19 protein-coding genes are annotated in these 20,478 nt (G+C 67.8%); 14 read left to right on the forward strand and 5 right to left on the reverse strand.

Annotated features, from left to right (window positions below):
• Positions 1-8: 8 nt before the first annotated feature.
• The 3 genes from HD600_RS12290 to HD600_RS12300 form a co-directional block, all read right to left on the reverse strand.
• On the reverse strand, positions 9-1,244 hold the full coding sequence (locus tag HD600_RS12290) for an MFS transporter (RefSeq protein ID WP_184283951.1): 1,236 nt from the start codon (positions 1,242-1,244) through the stop codon (positions 9-11).
• Positions 1,241-1,684, reverse strand: coding sequence for a MarR family winged helix-turn-helix transcriptional regulator (locus HD600_RS12295; protein WP_184283953.1), 444 nt, complete (start codon positions 1,682-1,684; stop codon positions 1,241-1,243). The genes HD600_RS12290 and HD600_RS12295 overlap by 4 nt, the downstream gene beginning before the upstream one ends.
• A gap of 79 nt (positions 1,685-1,763) precedes the next feature.
• Positions 1,764-2,552, reverse strand: coding sequence for an IclR family transcriptional regulator domain-containing protein (locus HD600_RS12300; RefSeq protein WP_184283955.1), 789 nt, complete (start codon positions 2,550-2,552; stop codon positions 1,764-1,766).
• A gap of 105 nt (positions 2,553-2,657) precedes the next feature.
• Here HD600_RS12300 and HD600_RS12305 point away from each other — a divergent pair, with 105 nt between their 5' ends.
• The 3 genes from HD600_RS12305 to HD600_RS12315 are packed head-to-tail and all read left to right on the forward strand — an operon-like array spanning position 2,658 to position 5,274.
• The gene (locus tag HD600_RS12305) at positions 2,658-3,443 is read left to right on the forward strand and encodes a 3-oxoacid CoA-transferase subunit A (protein ID WP_184283957.1); all 786 of its coding nucleotides are present in this window, start codon (positions 2,658-2,660) and stop codon (positions 3,441-3,443) included.
• Between the two features lie 2 nt (positions 3,444-3,445).
• Complete coding sequence (locus HD600_RS12310) at positions 3,446-4,099, forward strand: 3-oxoacid CoA-transferase subunit B (protein ID WP_184283959.1); 654 nt, start codon at positions 3,446-3,448, stop codon at positions 4,097-4,099.
• Positions 4,096-5,274: an acetyl-CoA C-acetyltransferase gene (locus HD600_RS12315; RefSeq protein ID WP_184283961.1), complete on the forward strand. Its 1,179-nt coding sequence runs from the start codon at positions 4,096-4,098 to the stop codon at positions 5,272-5,274. The genes HD600_RS12310 and HD600_RS12315 overlap by 4 nt, the downstream gene beginning before the upstream one ends.
• A 45-nt stretch (positions 5,275-5,319) precedes the next feature.
• Here the strand turns inward: HD600_RS12315 and HD600_RS12320 are convergent, their stop codons facing one another.
• Entirely contained in the window at positions 5,320-5,616 is a 297-nt protein-coding gene (locus HD600_RS12320) for a hypothetical protein (RefSeq protein WP_144795370.1), read from the reverse strand.
• 174 nt (positions 5,617-5,790) lie between these two features.
• On the opposite strand from HD600_RS12320, the gene HD600_RS12325 reads away from it, so the two are divergent.
• The 8 genes from HD600_RS12325 (at position 5,791) to HD600_RS12360 (ending at position 15,968) form a co-directional block, all read left to right on the forward strand.
• Positions 5,791-7,014, forward strand: coding sequence for an MFS transporter (locus tag HD600_RS12325; RefSeq protein WP_184283963.1), 1,224 nt, complete (start codon positions 5,791-5,793; stop codon positions 7,012-7,014).
• A gap of 56 nt (positions 7,015-7,070) precedes the next feature.
• Positions 7,071-8,483, forward strand: a complete 1,413-nt coding sequence (locus HD600_RS12330; protein ID WP_144795366.1) for an alpha,alpha-trehalose-phosphate synthase (UDP-forming) — start codon at positions 7,071-7,073, stop codon at positions 8,481-8,483.
• Between the two features lie 91 nt (positions 8,484-8,574).
• Positions 8,575-9,372: a trehalose-phosphatase gene (gene otsB / locus HD600_RS12335; RefSeq protein WP_184283965.1), complete on the forward strand. Its 798-nt coding sequence runs from the start codon at positions 8,575-8,577 to the stop codon at positions 9,370-9,372.
• A gap of 9 nt (positions 9,373-9,381) precedes the next feature.
• Positions 9,382-11,100, forward strand: coding sequence for a dihydroxy-acid dehydratase (gene ilvD / locus HD600_RS12340; RefSeq protein WP_144795362.1), 1,719 nt, complete (start codon positions 9,382-9,384; stop codon positions 11,098-11,100).
• A gap of 72 nt (positions 11,101-11,172) precedes the next feature.
• The gene (locus HD600_RS12345) at positions 11,173-12,975 is read left to right on the forward strand and encodes an acetolactate synthase large subunit (protein WP_144795360.1); all 1,803 of its coding nucleotides are present in this window, start codon (positions 11,173-11,175) and stop codon (positions 12,973-12,975) included.
• Between the two features lies 1 nt (position 12,976).
• Positions 12,977-13,486: an acetolactate synthase small subunit gene (gene ilvN / locus HD600_RS12350; protein ID WP_144795358.1), complete on the forward strand. Its 510-nt coding sequence runs from the start codon at positions 12,977-12,979 to the stop codon at positions 13,484-13,486.
• Positions 13,487-13,546: 60 nt separating this feature from the next.
• On the forward strand, positions 13,547-14,575 hold the full coding sequence (gene ilvC, locus HD600_RS12355) for a ketol-acid reductoisomerase (RefSeq protein WP_184283967.1): 1,029 nt from the start codon (positions 13,547-13,549) through the stop codon (positions 14,573-14,575).
• An 85-nt stretch (positions 14,576-14,660) separates the two neighbouring features.
• Positions 14,661-15,968: an alpha-L-fucosidase gene (locus tag HD600_RS12360; protein WP_184283969.1), complete on the forward strand. Its 1,308-nt coding sequence runs from the start codon at positions 14,661-14,663 to the stop codon at positions 15,966-15,968.
• Positions 15,969-15,986: 18 nt separating this feature from the next.
• Here the strand turns inward: HD600_RS12360 and HD600_RS12365 are convergent, their stop codons facing one another.
• On the reverse strand, positions 15,987-17,141 hold the full coding sequence (locus HD600_RS12365) for an ROK family transcriptional regulator (protein WP_184283971.1): 1,155 nt from the start codon (positions 17,139-17,141) through the stop codon (positions 15,987-15,989).
• 201 nt (positions 17,142-17,342) lie between these two features.
• Here HD600_RS12365 and HD600_RS12370 point away from each other — a divergent pair, with 201 nt between their 5' ends.
• Genes HD600_RS12370 through HD600_RS12380 form a run of 3 tightly spaced genes read left to right on the forward strand, consistent with a single transcriptional unit; the run spans position 17,343 to position 20,464 of the window.
• Complete coding sequence (locus tag HD600_RS12370; protein WP_241731675.1) at positions 17,343-18,605, forward strand: ABC transporter substrate-binding protein; 1,263 nt, start codon at positions 17,343-17,345, stop codon at positions 18,603-18,605.
• A 46-nt stretch (positions 18,606-18,651) separates the two neighbouring features.
• Entirely contained in the window at positions 18,652-19,557 is a 906-nt protein-coding gene (locus tag HD600_RS12375; protein ID WP_184283973.1) for a carbohydrate ABC transporter permease, read from the forward strand.
• Positions 19,547-20,464: a carbohydrate ABC transporter permease gene (locus HD600_RS12380; RefSeq protein WP_184283975.1), complete on the forward strand. Its 918-nt coding sequence runs from the start codon at positions 19,547-19,549 to the stop codon at positions 20,462-20,464. Before HD600_RS12375 ends, HD600_RS12380 begins: the two co-directional genes overlap by 11 nt.
• Positions 20,465-20,478 lie beyond the last annotated feature (14 nt).

The following is a 20,478-nucleotide window of genomic DNA, read 5'->3' on the forward strand; positions in this document are numbered from 1 at the left end:
CGAGGCCCTCAGGTGGCGTCGCCGGCGGTGATCGCCGCGGCATCCTCCACTGCGGCATCCGCCGGTTGGTCGTCGATGTGGGTGAGGACCTTGCGACCGAGGAGGATCGTCAACGTCGCCACGAGGACGGACGCCGCCGCGAACAGGTACGGGACGGTCGAGTTGAACGCGTGCCACAGCAGGGCCGCGATCGGAGGCGCCATCGCCCCGCCGATGAAACGGACCGCGGAGTACGCGGACGATGCGACCGAGCGGGGAAGGTCAGTGGCCTCCATCACCGCCTCGGTGAGCACCGTGTTCATGACGCCGAGCAGCAGGCCGCCCACGATGATGCAGGTGACGAGGGCGGGTGCGATCTCGGCGACGATCCCGGCAGCGATGAGATCCACGGCCAGCACGGGGAGGGCGACCAGGATGACGGTCGTACGTGCCATGCGCCGCATCATCCACGGCGCCACCCAGATGCTCGTGATCGCGAGGGCGACGCCCCACCCGAAGAAGGTGAAGCCGATGCCCATCGCACCGAACCCGAGCGGGAACGGCGAGAAGGCCAGCAGGACGAAGAAGCCGATGTTGTAGAAGAGCGCGGCGACCGCCAGGACGGCGAGCGCGGGACGTGTCAGGGCGACGAACGGTGCGGAGAAGGCGACCGGTCGGGGCTTCTCGCCCGCCCCTCGCAGGAGCGTGGCCACTGCGATGAACGCGACCGCCATGAGGGCGACGACGCCGAAGAACGGCCCGCGCCAACTGACCTCACCGAGCAGTCCGCCCAGGAGCGGCCCGATCGCGATGCCGAGGCCAAGAGCGGCCTCATAGAGGACGATCGCTGCACCGCTCCCGCCCGAGGCCGAACCGACGATCGTCGCGAGAGCCGTGGAGATGAACAGTGCGTTGCCCAGGCCCCACCCCGCACGGAAGCCGATGATCGCATCAACGCTGCCGCTCAGCGCCGATGCCAGCGCGAACGCGACGATCAGCGCGAGGCCGATCATCAGCGTCGCCTTCGCGCCGATCCGGCTCGAGATCCAGCTCGTGATGAGCATCGCGAGTCCCGTGACGAGCAGGTAGCTCGTGAACAGCAGCTCGGTCTCGGTGGGGCTGGCCTGCAGGGATTCCGCAATCGCGGGAAGGATCGGGTCGACGAGTCCGATGCCCATGAAGGCGACGACGCTGGCGAACGCCACGGCCCAGACCTGCGCCGGTTGCCGCCAGATCGACCCCGTCGCTTCCGTACTGCTGTTCACTCGTGTTCTCCCGTCGTCGTGGTCGATTCGATGCTGTGCGCGGTGAGGATCTCCGCGGCGCGGTCGAGCGCCGCCCAGTCGTCGGCGTCGAGGCCGGCGAATCGGGGCGCGAGCGTCTCCCGGAACGATTCGCGCCAGTGCGCGAGGGCGGCGGCGCCGTTCGGAGTGATGTGCACCACCGTGGCGCGGGAGTCCCGTTCGTCCGGGGTCCGCGTCACCAGCCCTGCGCGCTCCAGGTCTCCGAGCAGCCGCGTCACACCCGGTTGGGTCGCCCGTGAAGCCCGTGCGAGTTCGCCCACACGGCGCCCCGGCTCCTTCTCGAGGATCGTGAGGATCCGCCACTGCGCAGCCGGGGCATCGTTCCGGGCCTCCTGCGCGGCGATGCGCGCCAGCGCATGTGCGGACATCACGATCGAGGAGATGATCTCATCGCGTTGCATAACAAAAGTATATAACTCTTGATATGCGATTGAGGTCGACGCGACCAGCGGCCGCCGTCCTCCGGCCGAGCGGCGCAGCTCAGCGGCGAGCGCCCGCGATGCGGGACGAGAGCTGATGCGCGTGCGACATCAACGTCCGCCCGAGCTCGGCGAGCCGATCCGGCCCGAAGCGGAACTCCACGCCGGTGAGGCTCAGAGCCCACTCCGGACGGCCGCTGCGATCGAAGACCGCGGCACCCATGCCCCAGCTGCCGTTGACGATGAGTCCGGGGTTGACGGCGTAGCCGCGCTCCTTGGTCTCAGCGAGCCGCCGCCGGAGGGGAACCGCGTCATGGCCGCGGCCCCAACGCTCTCCGAGCTCGGGATGACGGTCGAGGTAGGCATCCACATCGTGGTCAGGGAGGAACGCGAGGATGGCGAGACCTGCGCTAGCGACGCCGAGCGGAAACCGCACCCCCTCGCTGAGGACGAACGACCGGATGGGGAAGGCGCCCTCCTCCCGCAGAAGGCAGACCGTCTCATCGGCTCTGCGCACGGAGAGGAACGCGCTCTCCTCCGTCTTGACGGCAAGGGATCTGACGATGTCGCGCGCAAGCGCGGTGACGTCATATCGGGCTGCCGCCACTGATCCCATGAGGAACAGCTCGGGGCCGGGCATCCATCGCGCCGAGTCCTCGTCGCGGTCGACCAGACCTTCGGCCCGGAGAGCGGAGAGCAGCCGATGCGCGGTCGACCGGGAGAGGTCGGCCTCCCGCGCCAGTTCCTGGAGGTGCGCCCCCGCGTCTCCCGCAGCGGTCACGAGGCGGAGGAGGCGGGCAGCTCGCGCCACGGCCTGGGCGCCGGGAATCGTCCGATTCTGGCTGTTCACAATGTGGACACTAGTTCGCGGTACGTCCACATCGCAAGACCGGGGTTCCCGCCCCCGCCGCCGAGGGGAGAAGCTGGAGCGAGACCTCACACGAAGGAGTGCTGCGTGATCGACAAGCAATGGGCCTCGGCCGCCGACGCCGTCGCCGACATCCCGGACGGCGCCACCCTCGCGGTGGGCGGATTCGGCCTCTCGGGAAACCCGATCGCTCTCATCGAGGCACTGCTCGCGCAGGGTACGAGCGACCTCAGCATCGTCAGCAACAACTGCGGCGTCGACGACTGGGGTCTCGGCATCCTTCTCGCCGCCCAGCGCATCCGCAAGATGACGTCGTCGTACGTCGGGGAGAACAAGGAGTTCGAGCGGCAGTTCCTCTCGGGGGAGCTCGAGCTGGAACTCACACCGCAGGGCACCCTCGCCGAGAAGCTGCGGGCCGGAGGCTCGGGGATCGCCGCCTTCTACACGCAGACCGGTGTCGGCACGCAGGTGGCCGAGGGAGGGCTTCCCCGTCGCTACAACGCGGACGGATCCGTCGCGGTGGCGTCGCCTCCGAAGGACGTCCGCTCCTTCGACGTGCACGGCGTCGAGAAGGAGTTCGTGCTGGAGGAGGCGATCACGACCGACTTCTCCCTCGTGCACGCGGCAGTGGGGGACCGGCACGGCAACCTCGTGTTCAACAAGGCGGCACGGAACTTCAACCCGCTGGCGGCGATGGCGGGCCGCGTCTGCATCGCGCAGGTCGAGCGCCTCGTCGAGCCGGGCGAGATCGACCCGGACAGCATCCACCTGCCCGGTGTGTTCGTCCACCGACTGATCGAGGTCGGCACCGACATCGAGAAGCGCATCGAGCGACGCACAGTCTCTCGTCCGGCCGCGACGGAAGGAGCCTGACCATGGCGCTCACCAGAGATGAGATGGCCGCACGAGCCGCCGCGGAGCTCTCCGACGGCTCGTACGTGAACCTCGGCATCGGCCTCCCGACGCTCGTGCCCAATCATGTGCCCGACGGAGTGACGGTCGTGCTCCAGTCGGAGAACGGCATCCTCGGCGTCGGACCGTACCCGACCGAGGACGCCGTCGATCCCGACCTCATCAACGCCGGCAAGGAGACGGTCACCACGCTGCCGGGGACCGCGTTCTTCGATTCGGCCACCAGCTTCGGAATGATCCGCGGAGGGAAGATCGATGCGGCGATCCTCGGCGCCATGCAGGTGTCGGCGGGCGGTGACCTGGCCAACTGGATGATTCCAGGGAAGATGGTCAAGGGGCCGGGCGGTGCGATGGACCTCGTGCACGGGGCCGCTCGGCTGATCATCCTCATGGAGCATGTCGCCAAGGACGGATCCGCGAAGATCGTGAACGAATGCGCCCTGCCGCTCACCGGCCGGGGCGTCGTGCACCGCATCATCACCGACCTCGCCGTCATCGACGTCACAGAAGCGGGTCTCGTCCTCGTCGAGACGGCGCCCGGCGTCAGCGTGCAGGAGGTCGTCGACGCCACAGAACCGCCACTGATCATCGCGGAACAACTGAAGGAGATCTCATGACCGACATCGCCATCGTCGCGGCGGCGCGCACACCCCAGGGGCGCCTCAAGGGGCAGCTCGCCTCCTTCACCGCGCCCCAGCTCGGTGCGTTCGCGATCCGCGGCGCACTCGCACAGGCTTCCGTCGACCCGTCCGCCGTCGACGCGGTGATCATGGGCCAGGTGCTCGCGGCCGGATCCGGCCAGAACGCCGCCCGCCAGGCCGCCATCGGCGCCGGGATCGGATGGGATGTTCCGGCGCACTCGGTCAACAAGGTCTGCCTGTCCGGCCTCACCGCCATCATCGATGCTGCTCGCATGATCCGCGTGGGGGATGCGACGACGGTCGTCGCCGGTGGAATGGAGTCCATGACCCGTGCCCCGCACATGCTTATGGGGTCGCGGGACGGCTGGACCTACGGCAGCGTCGAGGTGCTCGACCACATGGCGTACGACGGCCTGACCGATGCGTACGACCGCGAGAGCATGGGCGCGTCCACGGAGCGGCACAACGCACGGTTCGAGCTGACCAGGCAGGCGCAGGACGAGGTCGCCGCCCTCTCGCACCAGCGGGCGGCCGCTGCGACGGACGCGGGAGTGTTCGACCGCGAGATCGTCGCCGTCGAGGTGCCGCAGCGCCGCGGGGAACCCGTCCTCGTCACGCGAGACGAGGGCATCCGGCCGGACACGACGGTCGAGACCCTCGGCCGACTGCGCGCCGCGTTCGCCGAGGGCGGGTCGATCACCGCCGGGAACTCCTCGCAGATCTCCGACGGCGCCTCAGCGATCGTCGTGACCACCAGGGAGAACGCCGAGCAACGCGGGTGGCCCGTTCTCGCGGTGATCGGAGCGAGCGGTCAGACCGCCGGACCGGACAACTCCCTGCAGGCCCAGCCGTCTCAGGCGATCGCCCGCGCGATGCAGAAGCAGGGCATCACCGCGGCGGATCTCGACCTCGTCGAGATCAACGAGGCCTTCGGTGCTGTCGTCGCGCGGTCGCAGACCGAGCTCGGCGTCTCCAGCGAGATCGTGAACATCCACGGCGGAGGGATCGCCATCGGTCACCCGATCGGTGCGTCCGGTAATCGCCTGGTCGTGCACATGGCGCACGAACTCGCCCGGCGGGGGCGCGGCACCGCGGCGGTCGGACTGTGCGGCGGCGGGGGACAGGGCGAAGCGCTGATCCTCACGCGCTGAGCGAAGGCCGCAGGGGCGGTGCTGAGGGGCGGTGGCCCGCCGTGGTCAGCGCCGCTCCTTGGCGTGTCCCTGTGCGTCGGCTAGCGCCTTCTGCGAGCGGAACTGCAGACGCTGCGCCTTCTTGGCCTTCTTCACGGACTGCGGCGAATCGGCGTCGACGAACTCGCCGCTGCGCTCGCGCTTCATGTCGACGACAGCGCCGATCGCGAGGGCGAGGGTGATCCCCCAGCTGACCCACGACAGCGCCGCCCGCCAGGTGATGGGCTCGTCGCGTGTTCCGCGCAGCAGGGACACCCCTGCGGAGATCGCTGCGATGAGTCCGGTGCTGAAGAGGTAGCGCATGCGACCAACGGTACCGGCATCGGTTCTCGGGGCCCAAAGGCCTGGAAACACTCAGGTGCGATCGCTATGATTCAGGCGGCGCGCACGCGCCCGAAGCTGTGTATCTACCGGCCGTCGGCACCCTGACGGACAGCGGCGGCACCTGATCCCCGCGTCCTCGGGCGCGCGAGAGTCATGACCCAGACACATGCACCCGCTTCGGCGAGCCTTCTTCGGCACGCCGGCCTTCCGTACTTCCTCATCGCGTTCATCGCGCGTCTGCCGTTCGCCATGATGGTGGTCGGCGTCCTGACCGTCGTGGTCTCCGCCAGAGGGTCCCTGTCCCTCGGCGGACTCACCTCCGCGGCCGTCGGCCTCGGCACGGCCTGTTTCGGGCCGCTGCTCGGGGCTGCGGCCGACCGCTTCGGGCAGCGCAGAGTCCTCATCGCGCTCGCGATCGCGAACAGCGCGATGCTCGTCGCGTTCACCCTCGTCGTCTACGGGGCGGCCGGAGACTCCCTCGTCCTCGCGGCGGCCGTCGGGATCGGAGCGACAGCGCCCCAGGTCGCCCCGATGTCCCGCTCCCGACTCGTGGCGATCATCAACGAGCGGATGCCGGAACCGCAGCGCGCCCGTACGACCTCCGGGACCATGGCGTACGAGTCGGCCGCGGATGAGACCGTGTTCGTCTTCGGTCCGTTCCTCGTCGGGATCACCGCATCCCTCATCGCGCCGTGGGCGCCGCTGATCGGTGCCGCCGTCCTCACCCTCGTCTTCGTCGGCGCGTTCGCCCTGCACCCCAGTGGGCGACACGTCTCCGCAGAACGTGATGAAGACGGTCGCGCCCCCTCGACGGTGAGCGAGCTCTTCCGCCCGCAGGTGGTCGTCGTGGTCGTCGGCATCCTCGGAGTCGGGCTCTTCTTCGGAACGACGCTCACCTCGCTGACGTCGTTCATGGCCGATCGCGGCGCGCCGGAGGAGGCCGGCCTCCTCTACGGTGTGATGGGAATCGGATCGGCCGTCCTCGCGCTGGGCGTGGCATGGCTGCCGGCACGGTTCGCACTGCGAGCACGGTGGCTGGTCTTCTCCGGCGTCCTCCTCCTCGGCTCCCTGTTGCTGAGCGTGGTCGCAACGCCCGCCGGGATGGCCGGTGTGCTCGCGATCATGGGAATCGGCATCGGCCCGACGCTGGTCACCCTGTACAGCCTTGGTGCCGCGCGCAGCCCGCTCGGACGCTCCGCGACCGTCATGACCATGCTCGGCTCGGGGATCATCGTCGGGCAGTCCATCGGCGCGGCGGTGACGGGGGAGATCGCGCAGCGGCTCGGCACTCCGACCGCTCTGCTCCTCCCGGCGGCTGCGGCGGCGATCGTCTTCGTAGCCGGCATCCTCAACGTGTCAAGCCGCGCGTCGCATTGAGCGGCACTCGCTAGCCTGGGGTGAGATTTCACCCACAAGGTAGCGAGGAGCTCTTCATGGACACCGCTGATTTCGTCGTCGTCGCGAATCGCCTCCCTGTGGACAGGGTGGTGGATGCCGACGGTGGGGAGAGCTGGCGCACGTCGCCCGGTGGACTGGTCGCCGCTCTCGAGCCGGTGATGAAGACCGTCGACGGGGCATGGGTGGGCTGGGCGGGGCAGGCCGACGTCCAGCTCGAGCCGTTCGTCGCCAACGACATCCGGCTGATCCCCATCGCCCTGAGCGCGCAGGAAGTGGCCGAGTACTACGAGGGCTTCGCCAACGACACGATCTGGCCGCTGTATCACGACGTCATCGCCCCGCCGCAGTACCACCGGGAATGGTGGGACGCGTACGTCACCGTCAACCGACGATTCGCCGAGGCGGCGGCGGGGGCGGTCGCGGAGGGCGGCACGGTGTGGGTGCACGACTACCAGCTGCAGCTCGTTCCGGAGATGGTGCGTGCCCTGCGCCCCGATGTGACGATCGGATACTTCCACCACATCCCGTTCCCCGCGCACGGTCTGTACGCCCAGCTCCCGTGGCGGGATCAGGTGCTGCGCGGCCTGCTCGGGGCCGACGTCATCGGATTCCAGCGTGCGCAGGACGCCAACTACTTCCTCGCCGCGGTGCGGCGCCGTCTCCAGTACAACGTCAAGGGTGCGATGGTCGACGTCCCCGGTGAGACGGGGACCCGCCCCGTGCTCGCCAAGGCGTTCCCGATCTCCATCGACACCGCGCCGTACCTCGAGCTCATCGACAAGCCGGAGGTGCGCGCTCGCGCCGCCGAGATCCGCGAGAGCCTCGGCAACCCGCAGCGCATCCTGCTCGGTGTCGATCGTCTCGACTACACCAAGGGCATCCGCCACCGGATCAAGGCATACGGTGAGCTCCTCGCGGAGGGTCGTCTCAGCGTCGAGGACGTCACGCTCATCCAGGTGGCCAGCCCCAGCCGCGAGCGGGTGGACGCCTACGTGCAGTTGCGTGACGAGATCGAGCTGTCCGTCGCCCGCATCAACGGGGACACCGACACGATGGGGCACAGCGCGATCCGCTACCTCCACCAGGGCTTCCCCCGCGAGGAGATGGTGGCGCTCTACCTCGCCGCCGACGTCATGCTGGTGACCGCACTGCGCGACGGGATGAACCTCGTCGCCAAGGAGTACATCGCCACGAGAGCCGACAACAGGGGTGTTCTCGTGCTCAGCGAGTTCACCGGCGCCGCCGACGAGCTCCGACAGGCGATCCGTGTGAATCCGCACGACATCGAGGGGCTCAAGGACGCGATCATGACAGCGGTGGAGATGGAGCCCGCTCAGCAGGGACGGCGGATGCGGTCACTGCGCAGGCGAGTGCTGGAGCACGACGTCAAGGCCTGGTCGTCGTCGTTCCTCGAGGCGCTCGCAGCGGTGCGCTCGCGGAGGGGATGAGCCGGCCACCGGTGCGCCCGTCATCGGGGCGGGTGACCTCGGGCGCGCATGAGAGGCTGGTCGGGAACCCCACCCGACGAGGAGACACGCAGTGACCCGCACCTGGACGCCCGGAACCGCAGACGCCGACCTGACCGCGATCGCGACGACACCGCGGCTGGTGATCGCCCTCGACTTCGACGGCACGGCCTCTCCGCTGGTCCCCGACCCCATGGCCGCCAGGGCCCTGCCGGAGATCGCCTCCCAGCTCGCGCGCCTGTCCGCATTGCCCGACACCTTCGTCGCGTATGTGTCAGGCCGCAGCATGCACGACCTCAAGATCATCACCGAGCACGCAGAGGACTCGAACGTCGCGCTCGCCGGATCGCACGGCGCCCAGTACTGGTTCCCCGGCCTCGGCGACTCGGAAGCGCCGGGCGCAGCCACGGAGGAGGGCGCCCGCGAGTCGCTGTGGGCCGCGACCCAGCCGATCGTCGACAAGTACGAGGGGGTCGGGCTGGAGCCGAAGACCTTCGGCATGGGCATCCACACCCGACGCGCGACGCCGGAGGTCGAGGCCGCCGCGTTCGCCGAGGTCGACGCGCTCGTCGCGGAGCGGTTCCCGCACTGGCGACGCCGCTCCGGGCACCGCGTGCTCGAGTTCTCCTCCCGTGTGGAGGGCAAGGACACCGCCATGACCGTCCTGCGCGAGCACTACGACGCGACCGGCATCCTGTTCGCCGGAGACGATGTGACCGATGAGGACGCGATGAAGGTGCTGCAGGCGGGCGATCTCGGCGTGCGCGTCGGACCGGGCGAGACCGCGGGCACGCTGCGTGTGGAATCCCCACAAGAGATGGCCGCGCTTCTGGAGACGCTGGCGTCGGAGCGAGCCGCCGGACGGGAATAGACTGCCGTCATGTCCTCGCATGATCCTTCTTCGAACGCGTCCATCGACATCAAACCCCGCAGCCGCGTCGTCACCGACGGCATCGAGGCGACGACGTCCCGCGGCATGCTCCGCGCCGTCGGCATGGGGGATGAGGACTGGGACAAGCCCCAGATCGGCATCGCCTCCAGCTGGAACGAGATCACGCCGTGCAACCTGAGCCTCGACCGGCTCGCTCAGGGCGCGAAGGAGGGCGTGCACTCCGGCGGCGGCTACCCGCTGCAGTTCGGCACGATCTCCGTGTCCGACGGCATCTCGATGGGGCACGAGGGCATGCACTTCTCGCTCGTGTCGCGCGAGGTCATCGCCGACTCGGTCGAGACGGTCATGATGGCCGAGCGGCTCGACGGCAGCGTGCTGCTGGCCGGCTGCGACAAGTCGATCCCCGGCATGCTCATGGCGAGCGCCCGCCTCGATCTGTCGAGCGTCTTCCTGTACGCCGGATCGATCGCACCGGGGTGGGTGAAGCTCTCGGACGGCACCGAGAAGGACGTCACGATCATCGACTCGTTCGAGGCCGTCGGCGCGTGCCGCGCCGGCCTCATGAGCGAGGAGGACCTCAAGCGCATCGAGTGCGCGATCGCCCCCGGTGAGGGTGCGTGCGGCGGGATGTACACCGCCAACACCATGGCGTCCGTCGCGGAGGCCCTCGGCCTCAGCCTCCCCGGCTCCGCCGCCCCGCCCTCCGCCGACCGGCGTCGCGACTACTACGCGCACCGTTCCGGCGAGGCCGTCGTCAACCTGCTGCGCCAGGGGATCACCACACGCGACATCCTCACGAAGGAGGCGTTCGAGAACGCCGTCGCGCTCGCGATGGCCCTCGGAGGGTCCACCAACGTCGTCCTGCACCTTCTGGCCATCGCCCGTGAGGCGGACGTCGACCTGAGCCTGCACGACTTCAACCGCATCGGCGACCGCGTGCCGCACGTGGCCGACATGAAGCCCTTCGGCAAGTACGTCATGAACGACGTGGACCGCCACGGCGGCATCCCGGTCATCATGAAGGCCATGCTCGACGAGGGGCTGCTGCACGGCGACGCCCTGACCGTCACGGGCAAGACGCTCGCCGAGAACCTCGCGGACCTCGACCCCGACCCGATCGACGGCGAGGTCATCCACACCTTCGACAACCCCATCCACGCGACGGGTGGACTGACGATCCTCCACGGCTCTCTCGCTCCGGAGGGCGCGGTCGTGAAGACCGCCGGGTTCGACGCCACGGTGTTCGAGGGTCCGGCCCGCGTCTTCGAGCGCGAGCGCGCGGCGATGGATGCCGTCGCGAACGGCGAGATCAACGCCGGTGAGGTCATCGTCATCCGCTACGAGGGCCCCAAGGGCGGCCCTGGCATGCGCGAGATGCTCGCGATCACGGCGGCCATCAAGGGCGCTGGGCTCGGAAAAGATGTATTACTCTTGACAGACGGACGATTCTCAGGCGGCACAACCGGCCTGTGCATCGGCCACATAGCACCCGAAGCGGTGGACGCAGGTCCCATCGCCTTCGTGCGCGATGGTGATCTGATACGGGTCGATATCGCAGCTCGCTCTCTTGACCTACTCGTCGACGAGGCAGAGCTCGCCTCCCGCCGTTCCGGCTGGGAGCCGCTTCCCCCGCGCTATACCCGTGGCGTCCTTGCCAAGTACTCCCGACTCGTGCGCTCCGCTGCGGAGGGCGCGACCACCGGTTGATTTCTCATCCAGACTCGCTCGCCCGCTGCGCGTAAGAGCAGCGGGCATACGAGCAGATCACCAAGGAATGACATGACTGCTGAGTCCGTATCGGCCGTGCCTCGGCCACCATCCGCCAAGAACCCCGCACCGGAGATCACCGGTGCAGAAGCCGTCGTCCGCTCGCTCGAGCTGCTCGGCATCACCGATGTGTTCGGTCTTCCGGGAGGCGCGATCCTTCCGGTCTACGACCCATTGATGGATGCCGCAGACCTCCGCCACATCCTCGTCCGCCACGAGCAGGGCGCAGGGCACGCGGCAGAGGGGTACGCGTCGGCGTCCGGCAAGGTCGGCGTCTGCATCGCGACGTCCGGCCCCGGTGCGACGAACCTCGTCACGGCGATCGCCGACGCCTACATGGACTCCGTGCCGCTGGTCGCGATCACCGGTCAGGTGTTCTCGACCCTCATGGGCACGGATGCCTTCCAGGAAGCCGACATCGTCGGGATCACGATGCCGGTGACGAAGCACTCCTTCCTCGTGAAGAAGGCCGCCGACATCCCCGGCGCGATCGCCGCCGCGCACGAGATCGCGACCACCGGTCGCCCTGGCCCCGTGCTCGTCGACATCACCAAGGATGCCCAGCAGGAGGTCGTGCCGTTCGTTTGGCCGCCCAAGATCGATCTGCCCGGCTACCGTCCTGTCACCAAGGCGCACGGCAAGCAGATCCAGGCTGCGGCAGCCCTGCTCGCGCAGGCCAAGAAGCCGGTGCTGTATGTCGGCGGCGGTGTTGTCCGCGGCGGTGCATCCGAAGAGCTTCGGGAGTTCGCCGAACTCACCGGTGCCCCGGTCGTGACCACGCTGATGGCCCTCGGCGCATTCCCCGACTCCCACCCGCAGCACCTCGGCATGCCCGGCATGCACGGCACGGTGCCGGCTGTGCTCGCCCTGCAGGAGGCCGATCTGCTCATCTCGCTCGGCGCGCGCTTCGACGACCGGGTCACCGGCAAGGCGTCGTTGTTCGCCCCGCACGCGAAGGTCGTGCACGTGGACATCGACCCCGCCGAGATCTCCAAGATCCGCACGGCGGACGTTCCGATCGTCGGCGATGTGCGCGACGTCCTGGTGGACCTCGCCACCGCGTATTCGAGCACGGTCGGCACGGACAAGCCAGACACCGAGGAATGGTGGGCGTACCTCGACGGCCTGCGGGCGGAGTTCCCGCTCGGATACGCCGAGCCGACCGACGGTCTGCTCGCGCCCCAGCACGTCATCCGGCGCATCGGTGAGCTCACCGGCCCGGAGGGCGTATACGCCGCCGGCGTGGGGCAGCACCAGATGTGGGCCGCCCAGTTCATCAACTACGAGCGTCCCAATGCGTGGCTCAATTCCGGGGGAGCGGGCACGATGGGCTACGCCGTCCCCGCTGCGATGGGTGCCAAGGTCGCCCAGCCTGATCGCGACGTGTGGGCGATCGACGGCGACGGCTGCTTCCAGATGACGAACCAGGAGCTCGCCACCTGCGCCATCAACAACATCCCGATCAAGGTCGCCATCATCAACAACTCCTCGCTGGGCATGGTGCGCCAGTGGCAGACGCTGATCTATGACGGCCGGTACTCGAACACGGACCTGAACACCGGGCACAACACCGCCCGCATCCCGGACTTCGTCAAGCTCGCCGAAGCATACGGATGCCTGGCGATCCGGGTCGAGAAGGAGGAAGAGGTCGACGCGGCCATCGCCCTCGCGCTCGAGACGAACGATCGCCCCGTCGTGATCGACTTCGTCGTCTCCGCCGACTCCATGGTGTGGCCGATGGTGAAGCAGGGCGTCAGCAACAACCACATCCAGTACGCGCGCGACCACGCGCCGACGTTCGACCAGGAGGCCTGAGATGTCGACGCATGTGCTGAGTCTCCTCGTCGAGGACACCCCCGGTCTGCTCACCCGTGTCGCGGGGCTCTTCGCCCGCCGAGGGTTCAACATCGAGTCCCTCGCCGTCGGCGTGACGGAGGTGCCCGGCATCTCCCGTATCACCGTCGTCGTGGACGTCGAGGACCTTCCGCTCGAACAGGTGACCAAGCAGCTGAACAAGCTCATCAACGTCATCAAGATCGTTGAGCTCGACCCCGCCGGCTCCGTCCAGCGCCAGCACGTGCTGGTGAAGGTGCGCACCGACAACGCGAGCCGGTCCAACGTCATCGAAGTGGTCAATCTGTTCCGCGCCTCGGTCGTCGACTACGCCCCCGACGCGCTCGTGATCGAAGTCACGGGTGACAAGGGAAAGGTCGACGCGCTGCTGCGTGCCCTCGAACCCTTCGGGATCAAGGAGATCGCACAGTCAGGCCTGCTCGCCATCGGCCGCGGCGGCAAGAGCATCACCGAACGCGTCCTGCGCGGCTGACCTTCGAACGCTCAGGGGCCGACCGGCTCCGAATGAACCTCAATCAAGGAGAAACACAACGTGAGTACTGAGATCTTCTACGACGACGACGCCGACCTGTCGCTCATCCAGGGCAAGAAGGTTGCCATCGTGGGCTACGGCTCGCAGGGGCACGCGCACGCGCAGAACCTGCGCGACTCGGGCGTCGAGGTTGCCATCGCGCTCAAGGACGGCTCGAAGTCGGCAGCCAAGGCCGAGGAGGCCGGCTTCCCGGTCAAGTCCGTCGCCGACGCCACCGCCTGGGCCGACGTCATCATGATCCTCGCGCCGGACCAGCACCAGCGCACCATCTACTCCGAGTCGATCGCGCCGAACCTCACCGCGGGCAAGACCCTCGCCTTCGCGCACGGGTTCAACATCCGCTTCGGCTACATCGACGCCCCCGAGGGCGTCGACGTCATCCTCGTCGCTCCGAAGGCGCCGGGTCACACCGTGCGTCGCGAGTTCGTCGCCGGCCGTGGCATCCCGGACATCATCGCCGTCGAGAAGGACGCCTCGGGCCAGGCCTGGGCTCTCGCCCTCTCGTACGCCAAGGCGATCGGCGGCACCCGCGCCGGCGTCATCAAGACGACGTTCACCGAAGAGACCGAGACCGACCTGTTCGGCGAGCAGGCCGTGCTCTGCGGTGGCATGAGCCACCTCGTCCAGGCCGGTTTCGAGACGCTCACCGAGGCGGGCTACCAGCCGCAGATCGCCTACTTCGAGGTCCTGCACGAGCTCAAGCTCATCGTCGACCTCATGTGGGAGGGCGGCATCGCCAAGCAGCGCTGGTCGATCTCCGACACCGCAGAGTTCGGTGACTACGTGTCGGGCCCGCGCGTGATCGACGAGCGCGTCAAGGAGAACATGAAGAGCGTTCTCGCCGACATCCAGTCCGGTGCCTTCGCGACCCGCTTCATCGAGGACCAGGACAACGGCGGCAAGGAGTTCCTCGAGCTCCGCGCCAAGGAGGAGCAGCACCCGATCGAGACGACCGGCAAGGAGCTGCGGTCGCTGTTCGCATGGAAGCAGCAGGACGAGGACTACATCGACGGCAGCGCCGCGCGCTGACTTCGTTTCATCGTCGAAAGAACGGGCGCCCCTTCGGGGGTGCCCGTTCTTTCTTTGCGGTCGCCTCAGCGCTCCGAGACATCCGATGTCTATGCCAGGATGGAAGGACAGCAAACGAAAGGCGATGATGCGTCAGAAGTGGTTCGACGAGGCTCGATTCGGAATGTTCGTGCATTTCGGTCTCTACAGCGCGGCAGCACGTCACGAGTGGGTCCAGAATTACGAACGGCTCACGGACGAGGACTACCGTCCGTATTTCGATCACTTCGATCCCGACCGGTTCGACGCTCGCGCCCTCGCGCGACGAGCGAAGGACACCGGTATGGGCTACGTCGTCCTCACCACCAAGCACCATGAGGGGTTCGCCCTGTGGGACTCGGCGCTGACCGATTTCACCTCCGTCACCGCGTGCGGTCGCGATCTCGTACGCGAATACGTCGATGCTCTGAGGGAGGAGGGGCTGAAGGTCGGCTTCTACCACTCGGTGATCGACTGGCATCACCCGGACTTCACGGTGGATTGGAACCACCCGCGCCGCGACGACGAGAACGCGCACGCGCTCAACGATGGACGCGACATGTCCCGCTACCGGGAGTACCTGCACGGACAGGTCCGTGAACTGCTCACGTCGTACGGCGACATCGACTACCTGTTCTTCGACTTCACCTATCCCCAGGCCAAGGACGGCTGGGAGGGCAAGGGTCCGGAGGATTGGGATGCCGAGGCGCTGCTGGCGATGTGCCGGGAACTGCAGCCCGCGATGCTCGTCAACGATCGGCTCGGCATCCCCGCCGATTTCGTGACGCCCGAGCAGTACCAGCCGACGGCTCCGATCATCAAGGATGGTGTGCCGGTGGTCTGGGAGGCGTGCCAGACGCTGAACGGATCGTGGGGGTATCACCGCGACAACACGGATCAGAAGTCCGCCACCCTTCTCGTCCAGATGCTCGCCGACTCCGTGTCGATGGACGGCAACATGCTCCTCAACGTCGGTCCGGACGGGCGGGGTGCGCTCGCGCCACGCGATGAGGACGTGCTGGACGAGATCGGCCAGTGGATGGCCCTGCACCGCGATGCGATCGTCGGAGCGGGCCACGCCGCTCTCACGCCCCCGCGCGAGGGCGTCTACACGCGTCGCGGGAATCGGCTGTATCTGCACCTCTTCTCCTGGCCGATGGGTTTCGTGCACCTCCCGGAGCTGGCGGGTCGCGTGTCGTTCGCGCGACTGCTGAACGACGGCTCGTGGCTCGAGACCTCTGTCACCGACCCGGATCAGCAGGCGGATCTCATGACACCGGCGGGGGAGGCCGAGGGCACTCTCACGGTGCATCTGCCCGTGCGACGGCCGGACGTGCTCATCCCGGTCATCGAGCTCACGCTCCTCGACGAGTGAGACGCCGTGCCCGCGGTCTCAGGCCGCGGGCACCGGCAGATCCAGCTCGTCCAGCGCCATCCGCGCCGCACCGTGGAGGATGGCGTCCGTACCGGTGACGGCCGCCTCGATCCGCAGCCGCTGCGTCGCGAGCGGGTGGCACGCCTCGTACACCCGGCTGCGCACCGCGGCGATGAACGGCTCCGATGCGCTCATGCTTCCGGTGAGGAAGACGGCGTCCGGATTGAAGAAGTTCACCACCCCTGACAGGGCCTGGCCGAGGTGGGTGCCCGCGGTACGGACGAGTGTCGTCGCCTCGGGCTCCGCGTCCCTGGCGAGGGCCAGCACGTCCATCGTGGAGGCGACTTCGGACCGGCCCCGTTCGTGCATCAGTCGCACCAGACTCGCTCCACTGGCGACCGTCTCCAGGCATCCCGTGTTCCCGCAGGAGCACGGGATGTCGCCGCTGCCGTCGATCCTCGTGTGCGTGATGTCTCCGGCGAAACCGGTCGCGCCGTGGTGCACACGGCCGTCGACGATGATCCCGCTGCCGATCGCCGTCCCCGCCTTGACGGTGATGCTGTGCCTGCGGTCGCCGAACTGCGCCCGGTGCTCGCCGAGGGCGGCGAGATTCGCGTCGTTGTCGACAGCGACGCTGACGCCGTACCGGGCCTCGAGGTGCTCGCCGACACGGAATCCGGGCCACCCCGGCATCCGTGACGGCTGATCCACCGTGCCGGTGACGATGTCGACCGGTCCGGGCAGGCTCACGCCGATCGCCCTGATCGTGTCGCCGCCCAGGATGTCGTCGAACGCTCCGCTGATCCGCTCCAGCGTCGCCGACGGCCCCTCGTTGAGGTCGACGGTGAGCGACGCGGAGCGCAGAAGTGCCCCGCTCAGGCTGTGCGCGCCGACGAGGGCGTGATGTCCGCCGAGATCCACCGTGAGCACGACGCCGGCATCGATCGGCACGCGCAGGACGCGGGGACGTCGTCCGCCCCGCGATGCACCGTCTCCGGCCTCCTCGAGCACTCCCGCATCGAGCAGGGTCTGCACGCGCAGGCCGACCGTGGAGGGTGCGAGACCGAGGCGTTCGGCGAGTTCGCTCCGGGAACGGGCGGAGCCGCGCGCGACCAGGTCGAGGATCGTGCGCGCGAGCGCGTCGTCTGTCGCACGGGCGTTGGTGGTCTCCATGGCTTCGGGTGGCTTCTTCCTGTCCTGGTGTGGTCAGCGTAGCGGTCGACGACCCGTGATCCGTGTTTCGGCTCTGTAAACATCCGATGTCCGGCTTGCGCTGATCTCGCTGATTGTGACAGCGTATCTTCGTACGACACACTACGAAGTTAGTTCGATTCACGAATTAACTCGCGATCACAGCAGCAAGGAGTCCATTCGATGAAGAAGATGCGTGTAGGCGCGATGGCGGCAGCCACCGGCGTCGCCGTGGTGCTCACCGGTTGCGCCAGCGATGCAGGGAACGCGGGCGACGCCGACGGCGCGACGACGATCGTCGTCGACATGTGGGCGGGCAGCGAGAGCGACACGGAGGCGCTGGAGGCCCAGATCGCCTTCGCGCAGGAGCAGAACCCTGACATCGAGATCAAACTGCAGACGGCCCCGTGGAGCGACTACTTCACCAAGCTGACGACGAACATGGCCTCGGGCAACATGGCGTGCGTCACCGGGATGAGCGGCGCTCAGCTCGGCGGCTACACCGAAGGGTTCCGCGCCCTCACCGATGACGATCTGAAGACCGCCGGGATCGACAAGGCGGACTTCACCCCGGGATCCGACGGCATCCTCAGCTTCGAGGGCACGCTCTACGGCATGCCCTTCGACGTCTCCGCCATGCTGATGTTCTACAACCAGGACATGCTCGACGCCGCCGGCGCAGCCACGCCGGAGATCGGCTGGACGTTCGACGAGTTCGAGCAGATCGCCGCTGACGCGACCACGGACGGCAAGCACGGCTTCGCCGTGGCGATGGGCGGCTACCAGTGGCTGTCGATGCCCATGTCGATGTCCGGCAAGCAGGCGGCCACCGAGGCGGGCGTCCTCGAGATCGATGACCCCGACTTCGCCGCCGCCGCCGAGTGGTACGCGAGCCTGGCCACCGAGAAGAAGGTCGCCGCGCCCGTCGCGTCCGCGTCCGACCTCGGCTGGGGAGAGAACCAGTACGCCGGTGGAAACGCCGCAATGGCCGTCGACGGCACCTGGAACGCGGTCAGCTACCTGAACAACGACTCCGGCTTCACCGCGGGGATGGCTCCGCTGCCTGCCGGCGCGAAGGGCAGCAGCAGCCCCGTCCTCGGGTCCGGCTACGGCATCGCGAAGGACTGCGAGAACCCGGAGGCCGCTCTGAAGGTCATGGGCTCGCTCCTCGGCGCGGACGCGCAGGACTACATCGCCTCGTCCGGTCGCTCCTACCCGGCGCGCACCGCATCGCAGCCGCTCTACTTCGAGTCGCTCGACGAGGAGTACCGCGACCAGGTCCAGACGGTCTTCGAGGCCGCCTTCGAGAACACCGTCCCGCTGTACATGACGAACAACTGGGCCAAGCTCGAGAGCTACATCACCCCGAACCTCGTCAGCGTCTACAACGGCGACCTGCCGATGGGGCAGCTCCTCAGCGACGCGCAGTCCCAGTTCGGCAACTGAGCCGGGTCACATCCCACCCGACTCCCTGCAAGTAGGAAGAAACACGATGACGAGCACGACACGACGTCGGAACTCGCTCGCCAAGGTGGAGTCCCGCCAGGCCCTGGGGTTCGCATCCCCGGCCCTGGTGGGGCTCGCCCTGTTCACGATCGTGCCCGTGGGGCTTTCGATCGTGATGAGCGTCTTCGATTGGCCGGCCTTCGGCGAGCGGACCTTCAACGGAGTGGACAACTACGTGAAGCTCTTCACGGCGAGTCCGGACTTCTGGCCCGCCCTGCGCAACTCGGCGATCTTCACCCTGTTGTACGTGCCGCTGAACATCGTGCTCTCCCTCGCCCTGGCGATCGGGCTCGGTCCGCGCATCCGCGGTCGAGGCGCGCTGCGCGTGCTCTTCTTCATCCCCGTGGTCACCCCGATGGTCGCCAACGTGCTGGTGTGGAAGATGATCCTGCAGCCGCAGGGTCTCGTCAACGGCGTGTCGACGAGTGTCTTCGGGATCGAGCTGCCCAACTTCCTCGCCGACCCGCAGTGGGCGATGATCATGGTCGTCGTCATGAGCGTCTGGCAGGGGCTCGGTTACAACATGCTCATCTTCTCGGCTGCTCTCGAGCAGCTCCCCGAGAGCGTCCTCGAGGCGGCGGCCATCGATGGCGCCACAGGGCTGCGCCGCATCTGGAGCATCCTCATCCCGATGATCTCTCCCTCGATCTTCTTCGCCGCGGTCATGACCATGATCAGCGCGCTGCAGGTGTTCGCACAGCCGCAGCTGCTCACCGGCGGTGGCCCTGGCAACGCCACCAAGCCCCTCGTCATGTACATCTGGGAACAGGGCTTCACCTTCGGTGATCTCGGTCTCGCCGCCGCGGCCGCATGGATCCTGTTCGCGATCATCATCGTCATCACCGGCATCCAGTTCGCCGCCCAGAAGAAGTGGGTGCACTATGAGCACTGAGACCCTCACCCGTTCCGTGCCGGCCGCGACCCGGTCGGCCGAAGCATCACCCGCGACCAGGACCGGGCGGTCGAGCACGCCGGCCCAGAAGGCGCGGCTCGTGATGGCGCACGTCGCGATCTACGTCGCAGCCCTCATCTTCGTCTCACCGATCGTCTACGCCTTCTTCTCGGCGTTGAAGCCCAACTCCGAGATGTTCTCCATGCCGCCGACCCTGGTGGGGTCCGAGATCCGGTGGAGCAACTTCATCGAGGTCTTCAACTACGGACCCTTCCTCACCTACATCGGCAACTCGTTCCTCGTGGCCGTCCTCGGCACGGCCGTCACCATCATCGTGTCGACGATGGCGGGGTACGCGTTCGGCCGTCTTCGCTGGAAGGGCCGCGACACGGTGTTCATCCTGTTCCTCGCGACCATGATGGTCCCGGCCGAGGTCCTCGTGATCCCGATGTTCCAGGTGATGCAGTGGTTCGACTGGGTGAACACGTATCAGGCGCTCGTGCTGCCCTTCGCCTTCGGCGCGTTCGGCACATTCCTCATGCGCCAGTTCTTCCGCGGCATCCCGTATGAACTCGAGGAGGCCGCGCGGATCGACGGCGCCGGCCCCATCCGCACCTTCCTGCAGATCATCATCCCGCTCGCGAAGTCGTCGATCGCGGTGCTCACGGTCTTCAGCTTCCTGTCGTTCTGGAACAGCTACCTGTGGCCGCTCATCGTCACCGTCGACTACAACACCCTCGGGACGCTGCCGGTCGGCCTTGCGAGCTTCTCCGGACTCACCGGAACGCGATGGGATCTGCAGATGGCGGCAGCGATCATCTCCATGGTGCCGACGACGGTCCTGATCATCGCGTTGCAGAAGCATCTGGTCAAGGGCATCGCCATGGCCGGCCTCGGCGGGCGCTGATCCCACATGACCGA

The sequence above is a fragment of the Microbacterium ginsengiterrae genome (assembly GCF_014205075.1).
GTDB lineage: Bacteria > Actinomycetota > Actinomycetes > Actinomycetales > Microbacteriaceae > Microbacterium > Microbacterium ginsengiterrae.

What these genes read in the sequence shown, in the direction of transcription:
- HD600_RS12325 (WP_184283963.1), top strand. Translation starts at nt 5,791, where the DNA reads ATGACCCAGACACATGCACCCGCTTCGGCGAGCCTTCTTCGGCACGCC.
- HD600_RS12320 (WP_144795370.1), bottom strand. Translation starts at nt 5,616, where the DNA reads ATGCGCTACCTCTTCAGCACCGGACTCATCGCAGCGATCTCCGCAGGG.
- ilvD (WP_144795362.1), top strand. Translation starts at nt 9,382, where the DNA reads ATGTCCTCGCATGATCCTTCTTCGAACGCGTCCATCGACATCAAACCC.
- HD600_RS12330 (WP_144795366.1), top strand. Translation starts at nt 7,071, where the DNA reads ATGGACACCGCTGATTTCGTCGTCGTCGCGAATCGCCTCCCTGTGGAC.
- HD600_RS12365 (WP_184283971.1), bottom strand. Translation starts at nt 17,141, where the DNA reads ATGGAGACCACCAACGCCCGTGCGACAGACGACGCGCTCGCGCGCACG.
- HD600_RS12360 (WP_184283969.1), top strand. Translation starts at nt 14,661, where the DNA reads ATGTCTATGCCAGGATGGAAGGACAGCAAACGAAAGGCGATGATGCGT.
- HD600_RS12310 (WP_184283959.1), top strand. Translation starts at nt 3,446, where the DNA reads ATGGCGCTCACCAGAGATGAGATGGCCGCACGAGCCGCCGCGGAGCTC.
- ilvN (WP_144795358.1), top strand. Translation starts at nt 12,977, where the DNA reads ATGTCGACGCATGTGCTGAGTCTCCTCGTCGAGGACACCCCCGGTCTG.
- HD600_RS12375 (WP_184283973.1), top strand. Translation starts at nt 18,652, where the DNA reads ATGACGAGCACGACACGACGTCGGAACTCGCTCGCCAAGGTGGAGTCC.
- HD600_RS12345 (WP_144795360.1), top strand. Translation starts at nt 11,173, where the DNA reads ATGACTGCTGAGTCCGTATCGGCCGTGCCTCGGCCACCATCCGCCAAG.
- HD600_RS12370 (WP_241731675.1), top strand. Translation starts at nt 17,343, where the DNA reads ATGAAGAAGATGCGTGTAGGCGCGATGGCGGCAGCCACCGGCGTCGCC.
- HD600_RS12295 (WP_184283953.1), bottom strand. Translation starts at nt 1,684, where the DNA reads ATGCAACGCGATGAGATCATCTCCTCGATCGTGATGTCCGCACATGCG.
- HD600_RS12315 (WP_184283961.1), top strand. Translation starts at nt 4,096, where the DNA reads ATGACCGACATCGCCATCGTCGCGGCGGCGCGCACACCCCAGGGGCGC.
- HD600_RS12380 (WP_184283975.1), top strand. Translation starts at nt 19,547, where the DNA reads ATGAGCACTGAGACCCTCACCCGTTCCGTGCCGGCCGCGACCCGGTCG.